The organism is Curtobacterium sp. MCBD17_030 (assembly GCF_003224255.1).
Lineage (GTDB): Bacteria > Actinomycetota > Actinomycetes > Actinomycetales > Microbacteriaceae > Curtobacterium.
Genome location: NZ_QKLI01000019.1, coordinates 20855 through 44790, shown reverse-complemented (window position 1 = coordinate 44790; position 23936 = coordinate 20855). Strand labels below are relative to the sequence as shown.

General features: G+C 72.1%; 23 protein-coding genes and 1 tRNA gene. 14 read left to right on the top strand and 10 right to left on the bottom strand.

All coding sequences use genetic code 11. The features are described 5' to 3' along the window. Nucleotides 1–28: 28 nt before the first annotated feature. Entirely contained in the window at nt 29–898 is an 870-nt protein-coding gene (locus tag DEI89_RS14250; protein WP_110904717.1) for an RDD family protein, read from the bottom strand. Nucleotides 899–933: 35 nt separating this feature from the next. Between DEI89_RS14250 and DEI89_RS14245 the strand changes: the two genes are divergently transcribed. Beyond that, nucleotides 934–1971, top strand: a complete 1038-nt coding sequence (locus tag DEI89_RS14245; RefSeq protein WP_375537778.1) for a stage II sporulation protein M — start codon at nt 934–936, stop codon at nt 1969–1971. A 76-nt stretch (nt 1972–2047) separates the two neighbouring features. On the opposite strand, the gene DEI89_RS14240 is transcribed toward DEI89_RS14245, so the two are convergent. The 5 genes from DEI89_RS14240 to DEI89_RS14220 are packed head-to-tail and all read right to left on the bottom strand — an operon-like array spanning nt 2048 to nt 7794. Continuing rightward, complete coding sequence (locus DEI89_RS14240; protein ID WP_110904716.1) at nt 2048–3406, bottom strand: DUF58 domain-containing protein; 1359 nt, start codon at nt 3404–3406, stop codon at nt 2048–2050. Beyond that, nucleotides 3406–4413, bottom strand: coding sequence for an AAA family ATPase (locus DEI89_RS14235; RefSeq protein WP_375334546.1), 1008 nt, complete (start codon nt 4411–4413; stop codon nt 3406–3408). The genes DEI89_RS14240 and DEI89_RS14235 overlap by 1 nt, the downstream gene beginning before the upstream one ends. After that, nucleotides 4410–5753, bottom strand: a complete 1344-nt coding sequence (locus tag DEI89_RS14230; RefSeq protein WP_110904715.1) for a DUF4350 domain-containing protein — start codon at nt 5751–5753, stop codon at nt 4410–4412. The genes DEI89_RS14235 and DEI89_RS14230 overlap by 4 nt, the downstream gene beginning before the upstream one ends. Next, nucleotides 5750–6391, bottom strand: coding sequence for a DUF4129 domain-containing protein (locus DEI89_RS17835; RefSeq protein ID WP_110904714.1), 642 nt, complete (start codon nt 6389–6391; stop codon nt 5750–5752). The genes DEI89_RS14230 and DEI89_RS17835 overlap by 4 nt, the downstream gene beginning before the upstream one ends. Beyond that, on the bottom strand, nt 6388–7794 hold the full coding sequence (locus DEI89_RS14220; protein WP_146236816.1) for a glycerophosphoryl diester phosphodiesterase membrane domain-containing protein: 1407 nt from the start codon (nt 7792–7794) through the stop codon (nt 6388–6390). The genes DEI89_RS17835 and DEI89_RS14220 overlap by 4 nt, the downstream gene beginning before the upstream one ends. A 145-nt stretch (nt 7795–7939) precedes the next feature. On the opposite strand from DEI89_RS14220, the gene mtrA reads away from it, so the two are divergent. The 6 genes from mtrA (at nt 7940) to secA (ending at nt 16783) form a co-directional block, all read left to right on the top strand. Next, nucleotides 7940–8617, top strand: a complete 678-nt coding sequence (gene mtrA / locus DEI89_RS14215) for an MtrAB system response regulator MtrA (protein ID WP_110904734.1) — start codon at nt 7940–7942, stop codon at nt 8615–8617. Nucleotides 8618–8622: 5 nt separating this feature from the next. After that, nucleotides 8623–10287, top strand: coding sequence for an MtrAB system histidine kinase MtrB (gene mtrB, locus DEI89_RS14210; protein ID WP_258368931.1), 1665 nt, complete (start codon nt 8623–8625; stop codon nt 10285–10287). After that, nucleotides 10284–11996: a GerMN domain-containing protein gene (locus DEI89_RS14205; RefSeq protein WP_110904711.1), complete on the top strand. Its 1713-nt coding sequence runs from the start codon at nt 10284–10286 to the stop codon at nt 11994–11996. Before mtrB ends, DEI89_RS14205 begins: the two co-directional genes overlap by 4 nt. Nucleotides 11997–12097: 101 nt before the next feature. Continuing rightward, complete coding sequence (locus DEI89_RS14200) at nt 12098–12952, top strand: phosphoribosyltransferase family protein (protein ID WP_110904710.1); 855 nt, start codon at nt 12098–12100, stop codon at nt 12950–12952. A 174-nt stretch (nt 12953–13126) separates the two neighbouring features. Next, entirely contained in the window at nt 13127–13849 is a 723-nt protein-coding gene (hpf, locus tag DEI89_RS14195; protein ID WP_258366347.1) for a ribosome hibernation-promoting factor, HPF/YfiA family, read from the top strand. Nucleotides 13850–13999: 150 nt separating this feature from the next. Next, on the top strand, nt 14000–16783 hold the full coding sequence (secA, locus tag DEI89_RS14190) for a preprotein translocase subunit SecA (protein ID WP_110904709.1): 2784 nt from the start codon (nt 14000–14002) through the stop codon (nt 16781–16783). A 96-nt stretch (nt 16784–16879) separates the two neighbouring features. On the opposite strand, the gene DEI89_RS14185 is transcribed toward secA, so the two are convergent. Further along, nucleotides 16880–17380: an Rv3235 family protein gene (locus DEI89_RS14185; protein WP_146236815.1), complete on the bottom strand. Its 501-nt coding sequence runs from the start codon at nt 17378–17380 to the stop codon at nt 16880–16882. Nucleotides 17381–17500: 120 nt separating this feature from the next. On the opposite strand from DEI89_RS14185, the gene DEI89_RS14180 reads away from it, so the two are divergent. Beyond that, complete coding sequence (locus DEI89_RS14180) at nt 17501–19006, top strand: sensor histidine kinase (protein ID WP_110904707.1); 1506 nt, start codon at nt 17501–17503, stop codon at nt 19004–19006. A 104-nt stretch (nt 19007–19110) separates the two neighbouring features. Here the strand turns inward: DEI89_RS14180 and DEI89_RS14175 are convergent, their stop codons facing one another. Then, entirely contained in the window at nt 19111–19359 is a 249-nt protein-coding gene (locus tag DEI89_RS14175) for a WhiB family transcriptional regulator (protein WP_022904217.1), read from the bottom strand. Nucleotides 19360–19624: 265 nt separating this feature from the next. Here DEI89_RS14175 and DEI89_RS14170 point away from each other — a divergent pair, with 265 nt between their 5' ends. Then, nucleotides 19625–20044 carry a hypothetical protein gene (locus DEI89_RS14170; protein WP_110904706.1) on the top strand — a complete coding sequence of 140 codons (420 nt, stop codon included), beginning with the start codon at nt 19625–19627 and terminating at the stop codon, nt 20042–20044. Between the two features lie 43 nt (nt 20045–20087). Here the strand turns inward: DEI89_RS14170 and bcp are convergent, their stop codons facing one another. Beyond that, nucleotides 20088–20558, bottom strand: a complete 471-nt coding sequence (gene bcp, locus DEI89_RS14165) for a thioredoxin-dependent thiol peroxidase (RefSeq protein ID WP_110904705.1) — start codon at nt 20556–20558, stop codon at nt 20088–20090. Between the two features lie 109 nt (nt 20559–20667). Here bcp and DEI89_RS14160 point away from each other — a divergent pair. Then, a tRNA-Lys gene (locus DEI89_RS14160) sits at nt 20668–20743 on the top strand. Nucleotides 20744–20925: 182 nt separating this feature from the next. Here the strand turns inward: DEI89_RS14160 and DEI89_RS14150 are convergent. After that, nucleotides 20926–21576 carry a YigZ family protein gene (locus DEI89_RS14150; RefSeq protein ID WP_111122387.1) on the bottom strand — a complete coding sequence of 217 codons (651 nt, stop codon included), beginning with the start codon at nt 21574–21576 and terminating at the stop codon, nt 20926–20928. Nucleotides 21577–21635: 59 nt separating this feature from the next. Here DEI89_RS14150 and DEI89_RS17450 point away from each other — a divergent pair, with 59 nt between their 5' ends. The 4 genes from DEI89_RS17450 (at nt 21636) to DEI89_RS14135 (ending at nt 23805) form a co-directional block, all read left to right on the top strand. After that, entirely contained in the window at nt 21636–22076 is a 441-nt protein-coding gene (locus DEI89_RS17450) for a hypothetical protein (RefSeq protein WP_146236814.1), read from the top strand. Continuing rightward, nucleotides 22073–22537: an ImmA/IrrE family metallo-endopeptidase gene (locus DEI89_RS17445; RefSeq protein ID WP_146236813.1), complete on the top strand. Its 465-nt coding sequence runs from the start codon at nt 22073–22075 to the stop codon at nt 22535–22537. Before DEI89_RS17450 ends, DEI89_RS17445 begins: the two co-directional genes overlap by 4 nt. Continuing rightward, nucleotides 22534–23460 carry a hypothetical protein gene (locus DEI89_RS14140; protein WP_110904702.1) on the top strand — a complete coding sequence of 309 codons (927 nt, stop codon included), beginning with the start codon at nt 22534–22536 and terminating at the stop codon, nt 23458–23460. Before DEI89_RS17445 ends, DEI89_RS14140 begins: the two co-directional genes overlap by 4 nt. 132 nt (nt 23461–23592) lie before the next feature. After that, the gene (locus DEI89_RS14135) at nt 23593–23805 is read left to right on the top strand and encodes an SCO4848 family membrane protein (RefSeq protein ID WP_110904701.1); all 213 of its coding nucleotides are present in this window, start codon (nt 23593–23595) and stop codon (nt 23803–23805) included. Nucleotides 23806–23936 lie beyond the last annotated feature (131 nt).

The window sequence follows — 23936 nt, the reverse complement described above, 5'->3', positions numbered from 1 at the left end:
GGTGCCGGGGCAGCGTCGGTCGGGGTCTTCAGCGCGGGAAGCCCGGCGGACGCGCCCCCGCGAGCGTGCTCGCCCGCTCGAGGGTGCGCGCCCGGCCGGTGAACGCCCGCAGGTCACGCGCTCGGCGTAGTGCGACCACCCCGGCCAGGAACTCCTCGGCCGGGACCGGCGGCACCGGCTGCGCGTACTCGGCGACCTCGGCCGCCAGGGAACGCGCCACCTCGGCGCGGAGTCCGGTCTGCACCGAGGCCGCGCCCCGGAAGAACGCTGCGATGCGGTTCTCGAGCCGTTGCGGCAGCCGACGCACGTCCGCGACACCGGCCCACCCGACGAGTGACGGCGGCAGCGTCACGACCGGGTCGACCGTCCGGCGCAGTCGCTCGTGCTGCACGACGGTACCCGCGAGCAGGTCGCCCAGGCGTCGAGGGCGGGAGCCGAACAGTGCGACGACCAGGGCGAGGGAGCCCACCGTGAGCCAGAGTTCCAGCAGTCCGACGAGGGCCCGGGTGAACGCGTGCCGGAACGACACCGCGCCGCCGTCGACCCGGACCACCCGGGTCCCGAGGGCGTACCGACCGACGCTCCGGCCTCGGGTGACGGTCTCGACGGCCGCCGGGACGAGCACGAAGACGACGACCACCACGACGATCTGCGCCGCGGCGGACCAGCCGCTGTCGACCCCGGTCGGCCAGACCCGGGACATGCCGATGAGGAGCATCACGAGGAGCACCACGAGGCACAGCGCGTCGAGCAGTGCGGCGGCTCCTCGCAGGACGATGCTCGCCGGCACGACGTCGAGCGCGACCGCCTCACCGACGACGAGCGCGTCGTCGGTGTCGTCCAGGGCGCGGACGAACCGGCGGTCCGCGAGGTCCCGGGGCGTGGCGCGCTTCGACATGGGATCATTCTGTCGGAACAGGACCACGAGCGGTCGTGGACCCGGAGCGTGGCTCCGACCAGCACGAGGGGGAGCGCATGGACCTGGACGCCTACTCGGAGGTGCATCGCGCTCGGTGGGACGAGCTCGACCGGCTCGCCCGACGCCGCCCCACCTCGGGTGACGACGTCGATCGCATGCTCACCGACTACCGAGCGGCCGCGACGGACCTCGCCCGCATCCGGCAGGTGTCACCGCGCTCCGCGACCGGTGACCGGCTCTCGCTGACCCTCCACCGAGCCCGCCTGCGGTTCACGGGGACGCCGGTCGACCCCGTCACCGCCGTCGTCCGGTTCTTCGCCCTCCAGCTGCCCGCCGCGCTGTACCGGATCCGGTGGGTCACGATCTGGGTCGCGGTCGCCACGATCGTCATCGCCAGCGTCACGGCCGTGTGGATCACGTCGACGCCGGGCGCGGTCGACACGTTCGGGACGGACTCGGCACTCCGGCAGTACGCCACCCAGGACTTCGTCGACTACTACTCCGACCACGGTCTCGGGGCCTTCACCGCGCAGGTGTGGACGAACAACGCGTACATCGCCGCGAGCATGGTGGCGTTCGGCATCACCGGACTGTTCGTGCCGTACTCGATCGTGCAGAACGCGATGAGCCTCGGTGTCTCGGCGTCGATCATGCACTCGCAGGGTCGGCTCGGGGACTTCTTCCTCTACATCGCCCCGCACGGGCAGCTCGAGCTGTACTCGATCTTCCTGGCGGGTGGGGCCGGGCTGATGATCGCGTGGTCGTGGATCGCCCCGGGGCACCGGACCCGGGCGCAGGCGCTGGCCGAGGACGGTCGAGCGCTCATCACGGTCGCGATCGGTCTCGTGCTCACCCTGCTCATGTCCGGCATCGTCGAGGGGACCGTCACGCGGCAGGACTGGGCGTGGCCGGTGAAGATCGGCATCGGCACGGTGGCGCTCGCCCTGGTCCTCGGCTACCAGTGGGTCGTCGGCGGGCGAGCACACCGCGCGGGGGAGCGCGGCGACGTCGACGAGTTCGACCGCGGAGCCACCGAGATCGTCGCCGGCTGACCCAGCGCGACCGCCCCGGTGTCGCAGCGTCTCGGTGTCGCAGCGTCCCGGTGTCGCAACGTCTCGGACGGGCCGGTCAGAGCCTCCCGGCCGCCTTCGCCCGCAGGTAGGCGTCGGCCGTCCGCGGCGGGACCTCCTCGGGCAGTCCTCGGACCACCTCGGCGCCGGCCCGGCGGGCGACGTCGGCGACCCCGTCGGCGTCGAGCAGCGACCGTTCCGCGGCGGCCCGCCGGTACACGTCCGCGTGTCCGGGTCCTGGTCGGAGCCCGGCCGCGGACCCGGCGCCGGACAGGAGGCCCGGCGTGCGGCCCCGGCTGCCGTCGGCGACCGCCATCCGCGCCAGCGCGGGGTCCTCGACGCTCGTCACGACCACCGCGTGCCGACGCGCGAGCACGGGCAGGACCGTGAGCAGGTCACCGGAGGCACCCACGGAGTCGAGGCTGGTCGCGAGCACCACGAGCGCGCGCTGCGTGGTCACGGCGTCGACGATCCCGGGCACCGCGGCCCAGTCGGTCGGCCGGAGCTCGGGTTCGGCCAGGGCGAGGGTCTCGCCGAACCGCTGCACCACGTCCGAGCGGGTCGCGCTGAGGACCCGTCCGCGCACGGCGTCGTCGAGCACGACGAGATCGACCCGGTCCCCGGCGGCCGCTGCGAGGGCGCCGACGAGGAGCGCCGTCTCGATCGCGGTGTCCAGGCGGGGCTCGTCGTCGACCCGCCCGGCACCGGCGCGTCCGGCGTCGACGACCACGACGACACGGCGGTCGCGCTCGGGTCGCCAGGTGCGGACGACCAGGTCCTGGCGGCGCGCGGTGGCACGCCAGTCGATCGACCGGACGTCGTCGCCGCGCACGTAGTCGCGGAGCGAGTCGAACTCGGTGCCGTGACCACGGAGTTGCAGCGTGGTCTCGCCGTCGAGTTCGCGGAGCCGGGCGAGCCGGGACGGCAGGTGTCGGCGTGACCGGAACGGCGGGGTGACGACGAGTTCGGCCGGGGCGGGGACGACGCGTTGCCGGGCGACGAGGCCGAGCGGCCCGGAGGCCCGGATTGCGATGCCGGTGGTGGTCCGCCGTCCCCGCCGGAACGGGGTGAAGCGCATCTGTGCGGTGCGTCGTTCACCGGCCGGCACCGTCAGTCGCACGCGTCGCGGCTCCTGGCCGGCGGAGGGCTCCCACATGTCCCGGACCAGGCCGCGCAGGACCCGTCGGCCGTCGTTGGCGAGGACGAGCGTGCCATCGGCACCGGCGTCCCGCCGGGCCAGCCGCGGCATCCGCCGTTCGATCCTGACCTGGCGCAGGTCCGCTGCGAGCAGCAGGTCGACGGCACTCGCGACGACCAGCAACCCGATCCACGCCGACGCACCCCACCCGCTGCCGAGCAGCACCGTGGGCACGACGGCGACCGCCAGGAGCGCGACGAACCGGCCGGAGAGCGCCACTAGATCGGTACCCGGACCTGTTCGAGGACCTGCTGGAGCACCCCGTCCGCGTCGACGCCCTCGAGTTCGGCGTCGGCGGCGATCCGGAGGCGGTGCCGCCACACGGGCAGCAGCATCGCCTGGACGTGGTCGGGCGTGATGGCGTCGTAGCCGGTCAGCCAGGCCCACGCCTTCGCCGCGGCGAGCAGGGCCGTGGAACCGCGGGGGCTGACGCCGATGCGGACGGACGGCGCCTGGCGGGTGGCACGGGCCAGGTCCACGACGTACGCGAGCACGTCGTCACGGGCGCCGACCGCCCGGACAGCGCGCTGTGCGGCCCGGACCTCCTCGACGCCGACCACGGGCACGATCCCCGCCGAGCGGACGTCGCGCGGCACGAACCCGTCGGCGTGCCGTCGGAGGACCTGCCACTCGACCTCGCGCGGCGGCAGGTCGAGCGTCAGCTTCATGAGGAACCGGTCGAGCTGCGCCTCGGGGAGCGTGTAGGTGCCCTCGAACTCGATGGGGTTCATCGTCGCCGCGACGAAGAACGGGTCGGGCAGCATCCGGGCTGCGCCGTCGACGCTGACCTGCCGTTCCTCCATCGCCTCGAGCAGCGCGGACTGCGTCTTCGGCGGCGTCCGGTTCACCTCGTCGGCGAGCAGCACGTTGGTGAACACCGGTCCTTCCCGGAACGGGAACGTGCCTGTCGAGGCGTCGTACACCAGCGAGCCGGTGACGTCCCCGGGCATCAGGTCGGGTGTGAACTGGATGCGCTTGGTGTCGAGTGACATCGCGGCGGCCAGGCTCCGGACGAGCAGGGTCTTCGCGACCCCCGGGACGCCCTCGAGCAGCACGTGGCCCTGGGCGAGCAGGCCGACGATCATGCCGGAGACGGCGCCCTCCTGCCCGACGACGGCCTTGCCGACCTCGGCGCGGACGCGGGCGACCGCCTCGCGGAGCGGATCGGTGCCAGGGGTCGGTCCGGCGGAGCGCCCGGAGGGCGTGGTGATGGGCAGGTCGGTCACGATCGTCCTCCTGGTCGTGTGCGGGTGGTCGCCGTCGTCGGTCCGGCGGGCGACCCGGTCGGTCCGGTCGGTCTCGTCGGCAGCTCGTCCGGGGCAGGCCGGGAGGCCCGTCCCACGTCCCCGGAGCGCGCCCGGTCGACCGCGTGCTCGAGTTCGTCCAGGGCAGCTGTTCCCTCGACGAGGGCCCGGTCGTCGTCGGTGGTCCCACCGACGAGCACGGCACCGACCTCGGCGGCGGACCGTCCCGTCACCGCGGCGGCCCGCCGGACGACCTCGTCGACGTGCGCCGACCGGGGCAGTCCGAGGCTCCGTCCGATCCGCCGGAGTGCCGCGAGCCGGAGGGTGTCGAGCGCGTGGGTCCGGTCGCGGACGCGGGCGTACAGCCGCGCGCGCCCCTCGGTGGTCTCGGCGGCACGCACCACGACGGGCAGGCGTTCGACGACCAGGGGGCCGAGCCGACGCCCGCGCCAGGACGCGGCGGCGACGGCGACCAGCCCGAGGACGGCGAGGGCACTTGGCACCCAGGGCGGTGCGAGGTCGCCGAGGGACGGCGCAGCATCGGTGCCGTCCGGGGTGGGGACGTACCAGATCAGACGGTCACCACTGCCGAGCAGCCCGAGTGCGAGGGCGGCGTTGCCCGCGCGGGTGACGGTGTCGTTGCGGAGGACACCGGTCGTGCCGAGCACCGTGACCCGGCCGTCCTCCGTGTCGGCGCGGAGGAGCCCCCAACGGGTGTCGGCGCCGGAGCCGGACGGGGCGCAGCGCTGCACGTCGGCATCGTCCGTGTCGTAGGTCGCACCGACGACGGTGACGGAACCCGCGGCCCGCGCGGCCGGGATCGGGCAGGTCGTCGTCGCCGCCACGCGGGTCGACGAGGTGCTGCCCGCCGGACGTGCGTCGACGCCGAACGACTCGAGGACCCCGGGGTCGTCCGTCACGAGGACCACATCGCCGACGGTCCGCGCGAGGCGCCGGGCGACACCGCGGTCGAGCACGCCGGCGGAGTCGTCCACCAGGACCGTGGCATCCGTCCCGACCTCGACGGCGTCCGCGTCGTGGACCACGTCGACCGTGGTGCCCTGCTGTCCGAGGACCTCGACCAACGCGCGCGAACCGCTCGCCGAGGTGGAGGTCGGGTCGAGCGGGACGTCGCGCTCGCGGTCGTCCCGGCCGACCGCGGCGGTCAGGGCAGCGAGCAGGAGGCCGACGACGACGACCGCGACCCAGGTGACGATCCGGACGCCGCGGTCCGAGGGACCCGGCCCCCCGGACTCCGTGGCGGACGTGGTCGTGTCCCGACCCGACGGGCCCACCCGTGCCGACGTCGTCGCGGAGCTCATGCCGGGACCGCCGGCCGGTCCGCGGGGAGGGGCCGTGCCTGTCGTACGGCACGTTCGGTCTCGAGCACGCGACGTGCGGCGGACTCGTCGGCCTCGACCCCCAGGTAGCGGACGGCGTCGAACGCGTCGGAGGCACCGCGCAGCAGGTCAGCGAGCTGCGGGAAGGGCACCGTGGCGCGGTCGGCGATGGCTCGGGCGGTCGCTCCGGGCACCACGACGACCAGGTCTCGTTCGCCGAGACCGCGGGCGAGGGCGCGGTAGCCCTCGAGGACCGCGGTCGCCCAGTCGCCGGAGCGGAAGGCGTCGTCCGCGGCTGCGGACACGGCCCGCGCGGACCGGAGGTCGTCGTCGTCGAAGACACCGCCGAGGGCACCCGGACGGACACGCGCACGGCGGCGGGGGAGACCCCGGGTGACGACGACCAGGACGACCACGGCGACGAGCACGACGATCGCGATGACGAGCAGGGTGCGCCCGAAGCCGGTGGAGCCGACGCCGTCCGGGGCGAGCGAACCGAGCCAGTCGAGGAACGACCGCGAGGCCCGGTCCCACCAGGTCTCCTGTGCGCCCTGGTAGTCACGGTGGGCGAGCTCCCGCTCGAGCAGTCGGCGTGCCTCCTCGGGACCGGGGGTGCTCACCCGCGGCCGTCCTGCTGGTCGGGCTGGTCGTGCTGGTCGTGCTGATCCGGCCGCTCCGGGGCCCAGGGCTGTTGCGGCTGCCAGGGCTGTTGCTGCGGCCAGGGCTGTTGCGGCTGCTGCTGCGGCCAGCCCTGTTGCTGCGGCTGCCACGGCTGTTGCGGCGCCCACGGCTGCTGCGGCGACCAGGGAGCGCCCGGCGTCCAGGACGGCCGCGCCACCGGTGCGTGCGGTGCGAACGGGTCCGCGGGGTGACCGGTGTCCACGTGGGAGGCGATGCGCTGGTCGAGCGCCTCGGTGCGGATGCGTCGGTCGATCGCCAGGAAGGTCACGATGGAGGCGCTCAGCACGTCCGTCACGCACTGCACCGCGATCACGAGCAGGCTGCCGACGACCAGGGCCACGACGCCGCCGACCGAGGGTGCCGCACCGGTCGCCGCGGTCTGTCCGAGCGGGTCGAACACGCCGGAGAACAGGGTGAGTCCGATGGTGAGCGGGATGCTGGCGATGCTCGCAGCGACGCCGAGCACGACCTGCACGAGCAGCAGGATGCCGAACGTGCGCCAGAACGCGCCGCGGGTGAGGCGCCACGACTGCCCTGCCGCCGAGAAGACGCTGCGACCCTCGAGTGCGATCGTCGGCACCGTGAAGGCGAAGCGGGTGACCAGGAAGGCGATGAGCACCAGGAAGCCGAGGACCATCAGGAAGACCGTCAGCACGAACCAGCCCGCTGAGCTGTCCCCGGCGGCCAGGGCGGCGACGAACGCGATCACGACGACGACGAAGACGACGGCGACCACGAACCCGGCGGCGAGTTGCAGCAGGATCCACCCGATGACCGACCCGCGACGACCGGCGAGCAGGGACCACAGTCCGCGGAACGTCCCGCGGCGTCCGAGCACCCGCTGCCCGGTGTCGACCGCGACCGGGGCGACGAGGAACCCGCGTGCCAGGTAACTGAGGAACGGCAGGCCGATCGCCAGCACCGCGTACAGGGTCACGGTCCCGGCGATGATGCTGTCCGCGTCCCCCCGACCGCCGCCGTCGACCGCGGACAGGACACGGCTCTGCAGGACCCGCTGGCCGACCGCCGACCCGAGGGTGGCCAGGAGCCCGAGGACCCCGGAGAGCAGGACGGCCCAGAGCAGCAGCACGCGCGCGTTGCGCCGGAAGACCGTGAAGGCGCCGGCCAGCACGTCGCCCAGACCGAGCGGCCGCAGCGGGATCACCGGACGGGACGCGGGCGGCAGTGGAGCCGGCCCGCCGGTGCGCGGAGCGGATGTGCCGGGGGCGGGCGTGCCTCCCGGCTGGCCGGAACCCACCCACTGCGTCGGCTGCTGCTGCGGGCCGTTCGACCCGTGCTGCGGCTGGTCCGTCCCCGGGACCTGCCATCCGTCGTCGACCATCGACCCGCCCCCTCGCCTGGCCGCTGCCGGAACGCGCGACCGTGTCCATCCTGTCGGAAAACCTGCGGTGACGGGGCCTCGGCTATCGTGAGCGGAGAGCACCCGTCCCTGGGTGCCCCACCCTGCCCTCCGGAGTCCGCATCCCATGACACCGCGCATCCTCGTCGTCGACGACGACCAGGCCCTCGCCGAGATGATCGGCATCGTCCTCCGCTCGGAGGGCTACGAGCCCGACTTCAGCGCGGACGGCAACGACGCCGTCGAGGCCTTCCACGCCACGAAGCCGGACCTCGTGCTGCTCGACGTCATGCTGCCGGGCATCGACGGCATCGAGGTGTGCCGTCGCATCCGGGCCGAGAGCGGCACGCCGATCATCATGCTCACCGCCAAGGGCGACACCGCGGACGTCGTCGCGGGACTCGAGAACGGCGCCGACGACTACGTCGTCAAGCCCTTCAACCCGAAGGAGCTCGTCGCCCGGATCCGGACCCGCCTCCGGCCGACCGCCACCGACGCGACCGTCCTGCACGTCGGCGACCTGGTCGTCGACGTCCCCGGACACGAGGTCCGCCGCGGTGACGCGGCCATCGCCCTCACGCCGCTCGAGTTCGACCTGCTCCGTGCGCTCGCCGAGAAGCCCAGCCAGGTGTTCACCCGCGAGATGCTCCTCGAACAGGTCTGGGGCTACCACTACAAGGCGGACACCCGCCTGGTGAACGTGCACGTGCAGCGCCTCCGCGCCAAGATCGAGCACGACCCGGACAACCCCCGCATCGTGACCACCGTCCGCGGGGTCGGGTACCGGGCCGGCGCGCAGAGCTGACGGACGTGACGTCCTCGTCGGCCCCGGCGCCGTTCCGCCGGGTGCGCCGGCGGGTCCGCACCTGGCTCCGCCGGATCTGGCGTGGGATCGCGTACCTCTGGCGTCGTTCGCTGATGGTCCGCTCGGCCGCGATCACGGTGGCGACCACCGGACTCGCCGTCGCCGTGATCGGCACCGCCGTCATGGTGAGCATCTCGAACAACGTGTACGCGCAGCGCCGCGACCAGATCGAGGCCGAGTCGGCGCGGGCGACCATCGTGGCGCAGAACATCTTCGACGCCGCCACCGCGGCCGAGGACAACAACCAGACCGAACTGGAGTCGCTGCAGAGCGAGGCGCAGAACGCGATCCTCTCGAACACCACCAGTCCGGGCGGGACGAGCATCGCGATCGAGCGCACACCCGGAGCCCGGACACCGCAGATCCTGCAGAACGTCGCCAGCACCGGGTTCCCGGACTCCGTGATCACGGACGACCTGCGGAAACGGGTGGCCGCCGACAGCGGGGAGCTCAGTCTGCAACCCGTCCGGCTGGAGGGCCCGGACGGCCGCGGACCGGGGCTCGCCGTCGGGTCCACACTGCAGATCCCGAGCGCCGGCCAGTACGAGCTGTACATCGTGTACGACCTGTCCGACGCGCAGCAGACGCTGGACTTCGTGTCCCAGACCCTCTCGATCGGCGGTGTCGCCCTCATCGTGCTCATCGCGCTGGTCACCTCGCTCGTGGTGCGCCTGGTCGTCGTCCCCATCCGCGGCGCTGCCGAGACCAGCCGCAAGATCGCCGCCGGCCGTCTCGATGAACGCATCCCGGTCCGGGGTGAGGACGACATCGCCACCCTCGCCCGGAGTTTCAACGACATGGCCGACGCCGTCAGCCGCCAGATCACCCAGCTGGCCGAGCTCTCGCGCGTCCAGCAGCGGTTCGTGTCCGACGTCTCCCACGAGCTCCGGACGCCCCTCACCACGATCCGCCTCGCCGGGGACCTGCTCTTCGACGCCCGGCACGCCTTCGAACCCTCCGTCGCCCGGTCCGCAGAACTGCTGCACGCCCAGGTCGACCGGTTCGAGCTGCTGCTCGCGGACCTGCTCGAGATCTCCCGGTACGACGCCCAGGCCGTCGAACTCGAGACCGAACCCGTCGTCCCCGCGGCGCTCGCGGCCGACATCGTCGAGGAGTTCCGCCCCCTGGCCGACCGCGCCGGCATCGAGCTGCGCCTGTCCACCCCGGGCGGACACACCACCATGCAGCTCGACGCCCGCCGGATCCGCCGCGTGCTCCGGAACCTCGTCGGCAACGCCATCGAGCACGGTGACGGCCGACCCGTCGACGTCGTGGTCGACAGCGACTCCCGCTCCGTCGCCATCGCGGTGCGCGACCGTGGCGTCGGGATGCCGGCCGAGGACACCGCCCGGGTGTTCGACCGCTTCTGGCGTGCCGACCCCAGCCGCAAGCGCACCATCGGCGGCACCGGACTCGGGCTCGCCATCAGCCTCGGCGACGCCCAGCTGCACGGTGGCCGCATCGACGTGTGGTCACGACCGGGCGAGGGCTCCGCGTTCGTGCTCACCCTGCCGCGTCGGAGCAGCGAGACCCCGCCGACGTCGGCGATCCCGCTGCCCGCGCTCGACGAGTCCTACGCGGGACCGACCGGAACGGAGGACCCGGCATGACCCGGACGGCCCGACCGACCCACCGTGCGCGCCTCCGGCTGGTGCTCACCGCCGCGCTCGCCGCCGTGACACTGCTCGGCGCCACCGCCTGCGCGGCGATCCCCACCGGTGGTCCCGTGCGCTCCGGGCAGTCGATCACCGACGAGTCGCCCACCGGCGGTGTGGACTACCGTCCGACCGGCCCCGAGGACGGGGCGAACCAGACCGACCTGCTGACGCAGTTCATCGACGCCGCCACCGGTGCGCAGAACGACTACGCCGTCGCCCGCGAGTTCCTCAGCAGCGGCTTCTCGCAGAAGTGGAACCCGCGGCAGGGCGTCACCATCCGGCAGGGCGACGGTCAGGTCGAACGCGTCGGCGACCAGGAACTCACCTACACGCTCACCGCGGGTGCCTCGGTGGACGCCGACGGCGAGTACACCCAGGCGGTCCGCCCGACGTCCTCGACGCTGACGTTCCAGTTCGTCCGCGAGGACGGCCAGTGGCGCATCGCCTACGCCCCCGACGGCATCATCCTGTCGCCCGTCAACTTCACCTCGGTGTTCCAGCCGCACGCGCTGTACTTCTACGACCCCACCTACCGGTTCCTCGTCCCGGACGAGCGCTGGTTCCTGGCCCGCTCCTCCACCAGCACACGCATCGTGAGCGCCCTGCTCGCCGGGCCCGCAGAGTGGCTCGAGGGCTCGGTCGTCTCGTCGTTCCCCGAGGGGACCCAGCTCTCCCTGAACGCCGTCACGATCGAGAGCGGCAGCGCGCAGGTCGACCTGTCGAGCGAGGCGCTCCGGGCGAACACGGTCGAGAAGGTCCGGATGCGCGAACAGCTCACCGACTCGCTCTCCTCGGTCGCCACGATCTCCTCGGTCGACCTCACCGTCGAGGGCGTCGCCCTGCCCCTGCCCGACTCCAGCGGCACGAGTGCCCAGCGGAACCCCGACGTCGACGCTCGACCCCTCGTCGTCCAGGACCGTGTCGCCGGGTACGCCACACCGGGCACCGGCGACGTCACCGCGCTCGGCGGCGGACTGAGCGACCGGATCGCCGGCCTCGACCCGAGCTCGCTCGCCCTCTCCGCATCCGGCACGGCCGCAGCCGTCGGCAACGACGACGGTGTGTTCGTGGTCCGGTCCGGCAAGGACCCGCTGCGCATCGACACCCGCGAGGACCTCGTGCCACCGAGCATCGACGACCAGGGCTTCGTCTGGGTCGCGCAGCAGTCGGACACCCGGTCGATCACGGCGTACGGGCTGGGCGGCGACCCGCACACCGTCACCTCGACCCTCCCCGAGGGCCGGCTGGTGTCGTTCCAGGTGTCCCGGGACTCGACCCGGGCCCTGGCACTCCTCGACACCGACGACGGTGCCGCGCTCTACGTCGTCGCGATCACGCGCGGCTCCGACCGTGCGCCGACCTCGCTCGGCCCGCCCGTCCGCGTGCAGGCCGCCGACGGTGACCCCGTCGGAGCCGCCTGGGTCGACGAGCTCGACGTCGCCTCGGTCGGACGCACGACGGCCGGCTCGAGCATCGTCCGCACCACCGTCGGCGGGCAGTGGGACACCCTCGCGAAGCCGGACGGCCGCGCGACGGCGATTGCCGGGGGGAGCGGCAGTGCGCTGCTGCTCCGGATGTCCGACGGGTCGGTGCTGCAGTCGACCGGCGCCGGGTGGGACACCACCGGCGTCGAGGCGTCGGTGCTCGGCGTGCAGCGCTGACCAGGGGGCTCTCCCTCCACAACCGGGCCGGACGGGAGGCCCGTCCACAGTCCGCCCCGTCGGCCCACCCCCGACGGTCCCCACTCCGGGACCATCGGGTCATGCCAACGCCCCAGACCCAGTCGGTCGTCCTCCCGTCCGCGGTCCCGCTCGCCGACACCGCACCTGCCGCGACTCCACGCCCCGCGACTCCACGTGCCGCGACTCCGCGTGCCGCGACTCCGCGTGCTGCAACTCCAGCGGGCGGCCGTGGTCGTCCCTGGGCCGACGCCGCTGCTGCGGTCCTCGCGCTCGTGCTGCCCGTCGCCTGCGTCGGCTGCGGCGCACCGGACCGTGCGCTGTGCCGCGCCTGCCGGTCCGTCCTCGACGCCCTGCCCGGTCGCACCCGGCTCGTGGCCGGCGTCCGGCTCGACGCCGCCCACGAGTACGACGGCCTCGTCCGGACCCTGGTGCTCGAGTGGAAGCTGCGCGGGCGCGTGGACGTCGTCAGCGGGCTCACCCGGCGCACCGCGGACCTCGTCCGGGCGGCGCTCGCGGCGGCCCCGGTCGGCGCACTGGTGCTCCGCGTGCCGCCGTCATCGCGGGGACACCGGCGGCGCGGGTTCGACCCCGTCGTGACGGTCCTCCGTCGAGCGGGCGTCCGACGTGCACGGGCCCTGCGGCGGGTCCCGGTACCGGACGCCGGCCCCGGTTCCGACTCCGGTCCCGCTCCGGACGCCGGCCCCGGGTCGGCGGGCGCCGGGACGGACGGCCGCGGGCAGAAGGAGCGCACCGCCGTCGAGCGGGTCGCGGCCACCGTCGGGTCCCTCGTCGCGGACGGTGTGGCGGACCGCGACGTCGTGCTCGTGGACGACGTCGTCACCACCGGCGTCACGATGGCCGAGGCGGTCCGCGCCGTCCGCGGTGCCGGTGGCCGGGTCGTCCGGTGCGTGGCCGTCGCCACCGTGGAGGTCTGAACCGTGCGCGGCGGGCGCGGCACGGCGGACATGGACATCGGCTGGGCATCAGGTGGAGGTCTCCGGCACGCGGGCCAGCTCGGGCACGGGCGGAGCCAGCAGGGTCTAGCCTCGCGGCAAGGCGTTGGTGTTCGCCGGACGGAGGCGAACCGCCGAGTGTGGATGGGAGCCGCCATGGACGTGACGATCACGGGCCGCAACGTCGGGGTCACCGACCGATTCCGGGCCTACGTGGAGCAGAAGTCCGAGAAGATCGACGTGCTCGCCGACCGGGCCCTCGCCTTCGAGGTGCGGGTGAGCCGGCACCACGAGAAGAGCAGCGGAGCGCAGGGCGAGGACCGCGTCGAACTGACCCTCATCGGACCCGGACCGCTGGTCCGGGCGGAATCGGCCGCGTCGGACAAGTACGCGGCCTTCGACCTGGCGTTCGCGCGCATCGCCGAGCGCCTGCGTCGAGCACGTGACCGCAAGAAGGTGCACCGCGGCCGTCACCGTCCGACGTCCGTGGCCGAGGCCTCGGGCGCCGCGTTCGAGGGCATGGGTGTGGAGCCCGCCGACGGCAAGCTCATCGAGGAGGTCGCCACCGGTGCCGTCCCCGTGGTCGACGCCGACCAGGGAGCCGGCCGTGAAGAAGAGGACGCCGCGTACTCGCCGGTCGTCATCCGGCAGAAGGTCTTCGAAGCCGCACCGATGACGGTCGACGACGCGCTCTACCACATGGAGCTCGTCGGACACGACTTCTACCTGTTCGTCGACTCCGAGACCCACCGGCCGAGTGTCGTGTACCGCCGGAAGGGCTGGGACTACGGCGTCATCGGCATCGACGAGAACCCGGGCGCCGACGCCCGGGGGAGCGAGCACGTCCTCGTCGAGGAGTCCGCGCCCGCGACCGCGTAGTCGGCGCGACGCACCACCTCCGAGTGCGCACGGTCCCGTCCGGGGTCGTGCGCACTCGTGCTGCTCCCAGCGCCGGACCCCGGCGGGTTGCTAGCATGACTGGCTGATCGGGCGCGTCGACCGCGCACGACGACTTCGTAAGGAGCTCACGTGGCAAACGTGCTGGAGAAGGTCCTCCGCATCGGTGAAGGGCGGACCCTCCGTCGGCTGAAGGCGTACGCCTCGGCGATCAACGACCTCGAGGACGACTTCGCGAGCCTCACCGACGAGGAACTCCACGAGGAGACGACGGAGCTCCGCGAGCGGTACGCCAACGGCGAGACGCTCGACGACCTCCTGCCGGAGGCGTTCGCCGCCGTCCGTGAGGCATCGAAGCGCACCCTCGGCATGCGGCACTTCGACGTGCAGCTCATGGGCGGCGCGGCCCTGCACCTCGGCAACATCGCCGAGATGAAGACCGGTGAGGGCAAGACCCTCGTCGCGACGACCGCCGCCTACCTGAACGCGATCCCGTCGCGCGGTGTGCACGTGATCACGGTCAACGACTTCCTCGCGTCGTACCAGTCCGAGCTCATGGGTCGTGTGTTCCGCGCCCTCGGCATGACGACCGGCTGCATCATCGCCGGGCAGTCCCCGGTCGAGCGTCGCGAGCAGTACGCCGCGGACATCACGTACGGCACGAACAACGAGTTCGGCTTCGACTACCTCCGCGACAACATGGCATGGCAGGCGTCGGACATGGTCCAGCGCGGCCACTTCTTCGCCGTGGTGGACGAGGTCGACTCGATCCTCATCGACGAGGCCCGCACGCCGCTCATCATCTCCGGCCCGTCCTCGGGTGAGGCGAACCGGTGGTTCACCGAGTTCGCGTCCATCGCCACCCGCCTCACCCCGGGCGAGGACTACGAGGTCGACGAGAAGAAGCGCACCGTCGGTGTCCTCGAACCCGGCATCGAGAAGGTCGAGGACTACCTCGGCATCGACAACCTGTACGAGTCGGCGAACACCCCGCTGATCTCCTTCCTCAACAACTCGATCAAGGCCGCGGCCCTGTTCAAGCGCGACAAGGACTACGTCGTGATGAACGGCGAGGTGCTCATCGTCGACGAGCACACCGGCCGCATCCTGATGGGGCGTCGCTACAACGAGGGCATCCACCAGGCGATCGAGGCGAAGGAGGGCGTCGAGGTCAAGGCCGAGAACCAGACCCTCGCCACCATCACGCTGCAGAACTACTTCCGTCTGTACCAGAAGCTTTCGGGCATGACCGGTACCGCGGAGACCGAAGCGGCCGAGTTCATGTCGACCTACAAGCTCGGCGTGGTCCCGATCCCGACGAACCGGCCGATGCAGCGCATCGACCAGACCGACCTCGTCTACAAGAACGAGCAGGCCAAGTTCGAGCAGGTCGCGAACGACATCGAAGAGCGCCACCACAAGGGCCAGCCGGTCCTCGTCGGCACCACGAGCGTCGAGAAGTCCGAGTACCTGTCGAAGCTGCTCGCCAAGAAGGGCGTCAAGCACGAGGTCCTCAACGCGAAGAACCACGCCCGGGAAGCGGCCATCGTCGCCCAGGCCGGTCGTGCCGGCGCCGTGACGGTCGCCACGAACATGGCCGGCCGTGGTACCGACATCATGCTCGGCGGCAACGCGGAGTTCCTGGCCGTGCAGGAGATGCACGCCAAGGGCCTGTCCCCGACCGAGACCCCGGACGAGTACGAAGCCGAGTGGGACACCGTCTTCACCGCGATGAAGGCCTCGGTCGAGCAGGAGAGCGCGAAGGTCCGCGATGCCGGCGGGCTCTACGTCCTCGGCACCGAGCGTCACGAGTCCCGCCGTATCGACAACCAGCTGCGTGGTCGTTCCGGTCGTCAGGGTGACCCGGGCGAGAGCCGGTTCTACCTGTCGCTCACTGACGACCTCATGCGCCTGTTCAACTCCGGTGCTGCCGAGAGCCTGATGGGCCGCGGCAACGTCCCGGACGACCTGGCCATCGAGAACAAGCTGGTCGGTCGCGCGATCCGTTCCGCCCAGTCGCAGGTCGAGGGCCGCAACGCCGAGATCCGCAAGAACGTCCTGAAGTACGACGACGTCCTGAACCGGCAGCGTGAAGCGATCTACAGCGACCGCCGACACATCCTCGAGGGTGACGACCTGCACGAGCGCGCGCAGTCGTTCCTCAAGAGCGTCATCGACGACGTCATCGACACCCACACCGGCGAGGGCTCCCCGGACGACTGGGACCTCGACGCCATGTGGACCGAGCTCGGCACGCTGTTCCCGATCTCGATCACCATCGACGAGGTCATCACCGAGGCCGGCTCGAAGGGCAAGGCCACGCGGGAGTTCCTGGCCCGCGAGATCCTCTCCGATGCGCAGCTCGCGTACAAGAACCGCGAAGAGGCCCTCGGGGACGAGGCGATGCGTGAACTCGAGCGTCGTGTCGTCCTCTCGGTGATCGACCGCCGTTGGCGGGACCACCTCTACGAGATGGACTACCTCAAGGACGGCATCGGCCTCCGCGCGATGGCGCAGCGCGACCCGCTGGTCGAGTACCAGCGCGAGGGCTACGCCCTGTTCCAGACGATGATGGGGCAGATCCGCGAAGAGTCGGTCGGCTTCCTCTTCAACCTCGAGGTCCAGGTGCAGTCGGACGGCGAGAGCGCGGTCATCGAGGCCAAGGGCCTCGGCGAGGAAGGCGAGAACGCCGGACTCGAGTACTCCGCACCGTCGATCGACGGCGAGGTCGAGGTCCGCGACGAGGCCGGGCGCCTCGAGCAGGCCGCGACCGCTCGGGCGCAGCGCGCGCAGGCCGAGCAGGAGGAAGCCGCTGGACCGGAGAAGGGCTCGGCCTTCGGCTCGGCGGCGACCGCCTCCGGCCAGGCAGACGCGAGCAACCGCGCCGAGCGTCGGGCGGCAGCCAAGAAGGGCTGACGCTCCGCGTCGTCGTGACGGGAGGCCCGGTACCAGCTGGTACCGGGCCTCCCGTCCGTCGTCCGCCGTCGCGCCGTCGGTCGCCGACGACGGTCGTCAGAGCACGCCGATCGCGGTGGCCCGCCACCGCCCCCTGCGTTCCTCGAGCCGGATGGCGACCGCGCGGGCGTGACTGCGGGTGTGCACGACGACGGCGGCCTCGGCGACACCGTCCCGCGGCACGCTGACGACGACGCTGCCGACGCGGATCAACGGACGGTGCCGACGGCGGCGTGCTGCCGAGCGAGCCCGAGCAGCGACCGCAGCGCGATGCTGGAGATGTCGTTGGACCTCCTCGGTGATCCACCGCGAGATCGTCTCGACCTCGCGCGCCCCGGTCAGGATCTCCGCCACGCAGAGCGCGAGCGATCGTGCGGTCTCCCCGGGGTCGGGCAGTCCCGGTGGCATCGTCCGCGGTGGCCCGTTCTCGAGCCGTCCACGGTGTCGCTCGTGCTCGGCGCGGTCGTCGTGCCGGCGTCCCAGCCTCCCGTCCGCGCCGTGCCCGTCCGGCTCGTCCTCGATCCGTCGTGCGTTCTCCGCCACCCCGGCCCCTTTCATCAGGCCGAGCGTAGGGTTCGTGGAACATCACATACGGCCGAATGCCGTGGTCTGTGGAGAGCGCGTCCTTCTCCACAGCGGCGAGCCGAGGGTGCTCGGGGCCGCACCTAGACTGATCGGGTGTCGACCCTCAGTGACCTCGTCCTCGCGCAAGGCCGTTCTTCCGAAGCCGACGTGGAGTGGCTGCACCTGCTCGTCGGTGACTGGCAGCTGCTCGCCGACCTGTCCTTCGCCGACATGGTGCTGTGGGTGCCGACGAAGGACGACTCGACCTTCGTCGCGGTCGCGCATGCGCGCCCGTCCTCGGCGGCGACGCTGTTCTACCGCGACATCGTCGGTCAGGAGATCCGCGAAGAGTGGCGGGACCAGGTCACCCAGAGCTTCACGGGCAGCCGCGTCGTCGATTCGGCGGAGCCCGACTGGTACGAGGACACCCCGACCCGTGTCCGCGCGATCCCCGTGCTCCGGCGCCTGACCGCGAAGAGCGCGCAGACGACCGACCGCCCCATCGCGGTCGTCACGCGGCACTCGAACCAGGACGAGTCCCGGACGCCGAGCCGCCAGGAGCTCAACTTCACCGCGAGCGCGAACGACCTGTTCGGCATGATCGCCACCGGTGACTTCCCCGACCTCGGTGCCCCGGCCGGTCCGCGTCGTGGTGCGCCGCGAGCGAGTGACGGCCTGCTCCGCCTGGACACCGACGGCGTCGTGACGTTCGCCAGCCCGAACGGCCTGAGCGCGTTCAACCGGATGGGCTTCGACGGCGAACTCGAGCGCAAGTCCCTGGCCGAGGTCACGACCGAGCTCCTCGGCGCGCAGCTCGACGTCGACGAGTCCCTGCCGCTCGTCGTCACCGGCCGGGCTCCGTGGCGGGCCGACATCGAGGCCAAGGGCGTGACCGTGACGCTCCGCTCGATCCCGCTCCGCGACCACGGTGAGCGGATCGGGGCCGTCGTGCTCTGCCGAGACGTGACGGAGATGCGCCACCAGGAGCGTGAACTCATCACGAAGGACGCGACGATCCGGGAGATCCACCACCGCGTCAAGAACAACCTGCAGACCGTCGCGTCGTTGCTCCGCATCCAGGCTCGGCGCACCCACTCCGACGAGGCGCGGACGTCGCTGCAGAACGCGATGCGCCGCGTCGCCGCGATCGCCGTCGTGCACGACACCCTGTCGACCGGGCTCAGCCAGACCGTCGACTTCGACGAGGTGTTCGACTCCGTCCTCAAGCTCGTCACCGAGGTCGCCGCCTCGCACAACACGACCGTGCACCCGAAGAAGACGGGGGAGTTCGGCGTCCTCCCGTCCGAGGCGGCCACCCCGCTCGCGCTCGGGCTGACCGAGCTCGTCACGAACGCGGTCGAGCACGGGCTCGACGGCCGCGACGGCGAGGTCGAGATCGTCGCGAACCGCTCGGACGACCACCTCGAGATCCAGGTGCGCGACAACGGCGTGGGCCTGCCCGAGGGCAAGGTCGGCGCGGGACTCGGCACCCAGATCGTCCGCACACTCATCCAGGGCGAGCTCGGCGGCACGATCGACTGGCACACGCTGACCGGCAGCGGCACCGAGGTCACCATCTCGATCCCGTTCCGCTGGCTCACCGCGGGCACCGCCGCCTGACCGCGACGAACGCCGGTGTCAGACTGACGCGGCACCGCACACGACGACGCCCGCCGGCCCCGAGGGGCACGGCGGGCGTCGAACGGTCTGTCGGTCCTGCTGCGTCAGGAGGCGCGGCGGGCGCGGGCGGCGCGGCGCTTGAGCGCGCGACGCTCGTCCTCGCTGAGGCCACCCCAGACGCCGGAGTCCTGGTTGTTCTCGAGTGCGTACTGCAGGCACATCTCGGTCACGGTGCAGCGAGCACAGACCGACTTGGCCTTCTCGATCTGGTCGACGGCTGGGCCGGTGTTCCCGACGGGGAAGAAGAGCTCGGGGTCCGCGGTGAGGCAGGCTGCCTGGTCACGCCAATCCATGTGGTGGTGCTCCTTGCGTTAGATGCTCGAACGGCAGGCCGGGGCCGTGACTCGGGGGATCGGGACTCTGCACATGCTCATGTGACGTACGGGAGGCTTCCTGTGGGGAGGAGCCCGCTCGGGGAGAGTTCGACGCCCGCAGAACGCTCGGGGGAGGAGCGTCGAACCACGGGAGACGCACACCACATCGTGCCGTCCAAACGACCTCGAACATCGTTCCATACTGGTATGGCCAAATCAAGGGTTTCACTGCTGGAGGATCGCTGTGCCTGACACCATCCCGGACGACCAGGTCGTCCCCCGGGGGCAGCCCGCTGCGCTCCGCGTCCTCATCGTCGTCGTCGGGCTCGAGTTCCTGGCGATGGCAGCCGTGACCGTCTTCCTGCTCGTCGAGCTCCTCACGACGCCCGCGACGAGCATCGCGTCGGCGGTCGCGCTCCTCGTGCTCGCGGTCCTCGCGACCGTGTGGCTCGGTGCCATGCTCGTCGGACTGCGGAGCGGACGGGCCTGGGTCCGGAGCGGGATCATCGTCTGGCAGGTCCTGCAGGGAGCACTCGCCATCGGTGCGTTCCAGGGCGTGTTCCGCGTGCCGGCGGTGGGGTGGGCGCTGCTCATCCCGGCGTTGCTCGCGATCACCCTGGTGCTGTCGAAGTCCGTGACCGCGGTCCTCGCACGGCGCGACTGAGGGGAGACCCCCGGCGCCGCCCGAGGACCGGGGTCGGACGCGGTCAGACCAGCCCGAGCTTCTTCCGCAGGCTCGCGACGTGGCCGGTCGCCTTCACGTTGTAGAGCGGCAGCTGGACCGAGCCGTCCTCGTCGACGACGATCGTCGACCGGATGGTGCCGGTGACGACCTTCCCGTAGTTGTTCTTCTCGCCCCAGGCCCCGTAGGCCCGGTGGACGGCGAGGTCCGGGTCGCTGAGCAGCGGGAAGCTCAGCGCCTGCTCGTGGTGGAAGCGCTGCAGGGCGGGCAGCTCGTCCTTCGAGACGCCGAGGACCTCGTACCCGGCGGCTTGCAGGGACGACATGTTGTCCCGGAAGTCACAGGCTTCGGTCGTGCAACCGGGGGTGGAGGCGGCCGGGTAGAAGTAGACGATGACCTTGCGTCCGCGCAGGTCGGCGAGGGCGTGCTCGGTGCCGTCCTGGTCGGGGAGGGTGAAGTCGGGGGCGGTGTCGCCGGCGGCGAGACGGTCGCTCAAGTGGGGCTCCTGTTCGTTCGGCCCGAGTGGTCAAGGGCACGCACAAGTCATGCTATTGTTGATTCCCGTCGCGGGGCGCACGTCGAAGCGGCAGGACAACTGCACACACGCACCTCTAGCTCAATTGGCAGAGCAACTGACTCTTAATCAGTGGGTTCTCGGTTCAAGTCCGAGGGGGTGCACCACACGAAGACCCCGACCGATCCGGTCGGGGTCTTCTGCGTTCGCGCACGATCCTCCCTGCGCTGACGGCCCCCGCAGCGACACGCCCGACCGCCGGATCGGGCCGACCTCGAGCCCGACCTCGATCCCGACTCCGACCCCGACCCCGACCCCGACCTGGCCGTGGCATGACCGTCACCCGACCTCAGACCGGCGGCAGGTCGACGACCCGTTCCTCGCCGACGACCGGCACGAGCGCGCCGGCGGACACGCTCGCGAGTTCGGTCTCGAGCGCCGGGATCCCGTCCGCGGGCACCCACACCTCGAACACCGCCCGCTCGCCGTACACGGTGTCGCCCGAGGTGGCGTCGTGGTGCTGCACCCAGGCTCGCAGCGCGTTGTCGACGCGCCCGGCATCGGCGTGCGGGACCTCGACGTGCACCCGGGTCCGCGCCGCCCGTCGGACCACCCGCGCCCGGTCGAGTGCCTCGGACACCGAGGTCGAGTAGGCGCGGACGAGTCCGCCGGCGCCGAGCTTCACCCCGCCGAACCAGCGGCTGACGACCACGACGACGTCCGTCAGGTCCCGGCGGCGGAGGACCTCGAGCATCGGCACCCCGGCCGTGCCGGACGGTTCGCCGTCGTCGGAGGAGCGTGCCTGGTCACCGAGGACGCCGGTGACCATCGCGATGCAGTGGTGCCTCGCGTCCCATGACCGTCGCCGGACCTCGGCGATCACGGCCTCGGCCGCTGCCGGGTCCGGAGCCGGGTGTGCCGTCGTGACGAACCGGGAGCGGGAGACGACGAACTCGTGCTCGACCGGGCCGGCGATGCTCGAGGGGTACCGGCGCGACACCCTTCCGAGGGTAGTCGAGCAGTAGAGTGGCGCAGCACGGGGAGCGGAGGGGGACGACGATGACGGCATCGGTGCCGAAGGGCGGCGTGCTCGACGCGGGCGAACTCGCACGTCGACTCAACCTGCTGCTCGACTTCGAGGAGTCGCAGCGCGGTGCACCCGTCCCCTTCGCCGAGATCGAGCAGTACGTCGGCGCGCACGGCGGATCACTCTCGCGGGCGAAGTGGACGTACATGGTGTCGGGCGACGGCCGGCGCAACAGCGACACCCAGCTGCTCCGCGTCCTCGCTGGCTTCTTCGAGGTGGACGACGCCTTCCTGCTCGAGGACAGCGACCTGCCGGAGCGCATCGGCGCCCAGCTCGCGCTCGTCCGGTCGATCCGGTCGGCGCGTGTCAGCGGCTTCGCGGCGCGGACCTTCCCGGGCGAGCTCTCCCCGGAGGCACTCCGGCGGATCGCCGAGGTCATCGAGCAGGAGTCGAGTCGCGGCGGTGCGGCGTGAGCGACCCCGGCGTCCTCGAGCGCTTCTGGCAGGTGGGTGCCGCGGCGGGCTGGACCGGCATCGAGGACGCCGTAACCGCCGCCGAGCAGATCGTCGGCAAGCCGATCAGGGTCCGCGAAGAGGCGTTCCTGGCGGATGAACCCGTCTGCGGTTTCGTGGCGACGCTGGAGCACCAGCACCTCGTGATGATCTCGCCGACGCCGTCCCCGACCTTCCGGGCGTTCGTGATCGGGCATGAGCTCGGGCACGTCCTGCACGGGCACCAGGAGTCCGCACCGCAGGCTGCAGCGATCCGGGCACTGATCCCGGACCTGCCGCAGTACAAGGTCGAACGGGCACTCGCCCGCGGCCTGTTCGAGAACGAGTACGAACGCCAGGCGGAGCTCTTCGCGGACCGCCTCGCGCAGCTCATCCGCGGCCACCGCGAGCGCCCCAGTGCGTTCCGCGGGGTCTTCGGGTGATCCTCGCGGTCGTCCAGGCGGTCCTGCTCGTCGTCGGGTCGGTCGTGCTGGCCGTCCTGCAGCGTGGCCAGGACCGCACGCTGACGATGACGTTCCTCTTGTTCTCCGCGACGATCGTCGCGGGCGTCGGACCGCTGTACCGCGCGGTGGACCCGTTGCTCGGCGGACGCAACGTCCTGACGCTCGTCTGCGACGTCCTGATGGTCCTGGGCACGAGCACCCTGCTCTGGGGTGTGGCGAAGGCCGTCGGGGCGGCACGGACCTGGATGCGGAACGTCGTCGTCGTCTCGTGCTCGCTCGTCCTCGTCCTCATCGTCCTGGCCTTCAGCACGCTCGACCCGGTGCCGACGACGACGACCTTCATGCTCGCGGTCGGTGCTCACCCGACGGCTGCCGTGTACTCGATCGCGCAGACCACCTACCTGGGTCTGGCGCTCGGTGCGACGGGCCTCATCTGCGTCCTGCGCGTCCGGGAGGCGCGGACCGGCCTGGACCGCGTCGGGCTGTGGGTGCTCGTCGCCGGCGGGGTGTTCGGTGCCGTCCGCATGGTCGTGGTCGCCGTGATGGACCTGGCGCACGTCGCCGGGCGTCTCGGCGTCACGTCCGCCCTGAGCCTGCCCTACGACGTCCTGACGCCCGGCGCCGTCCTGCTCGTCGCCTCCGGCATGCTGCTGCTCGTCGTCGGGCACCGCGTCTGGCAGACCCGTCGCAGTGCGGCGCTGGTCCGGGCGCTCCGTCGCCTCGCACCGGTCCACGCTCGGCTGGGGACCGACAACGAGTACCCGGACTCCGACGACCCGGCCACCCGGTTGAGTCGTCTGATCGTCGAGGTGAACGACGGCGCCCGACGGAGTCGGACGCCCCTGGACGCCGCGGACCGCGCGGCCCTGGCCGAAGCCGAAGCGGTGCTCGCGACCGCCTGACGCGGACGCGCCGAGACCCCCGCCGGGGCCGTCCAGCCCTCGTGTACGCTCTGTAGCACGTGCTACACCTCGAGTGTCGCGGGTCTCGGCCGGTCGTGGGGGGCGGCCGAGGCCCGGGCGTAGGATCGTCGGGTGCTCGTCTTCGCCGCAGTGGTCCTGTTCGTCGGTGCCGTCTTCAACGTGATCGCCTGGCCGCGCTTCTTCCAGCGGGTCGCGAAGGACACCCGAGCCCGTGACACCGCCGGCCGTCCGACCACGTTCTGGCGCGTGCACTTCGTGCTGATGACCATCGGGCTGGCCATCGCCGCCGCATCGGTCGTCGCCGCGGTGCTCCTGCTCGTCTGACGACACCGCGACGCGGGGTGACGGCCTCGCTGCCCGTGACGGCCTGGCTGCCCGTGACGGCCTGGCTGCCCGTGACGGCCTGGAGGCTCGTGACGGGCTGGCCCCGCGCCTCCCGTCAGTGCCGCCCCACG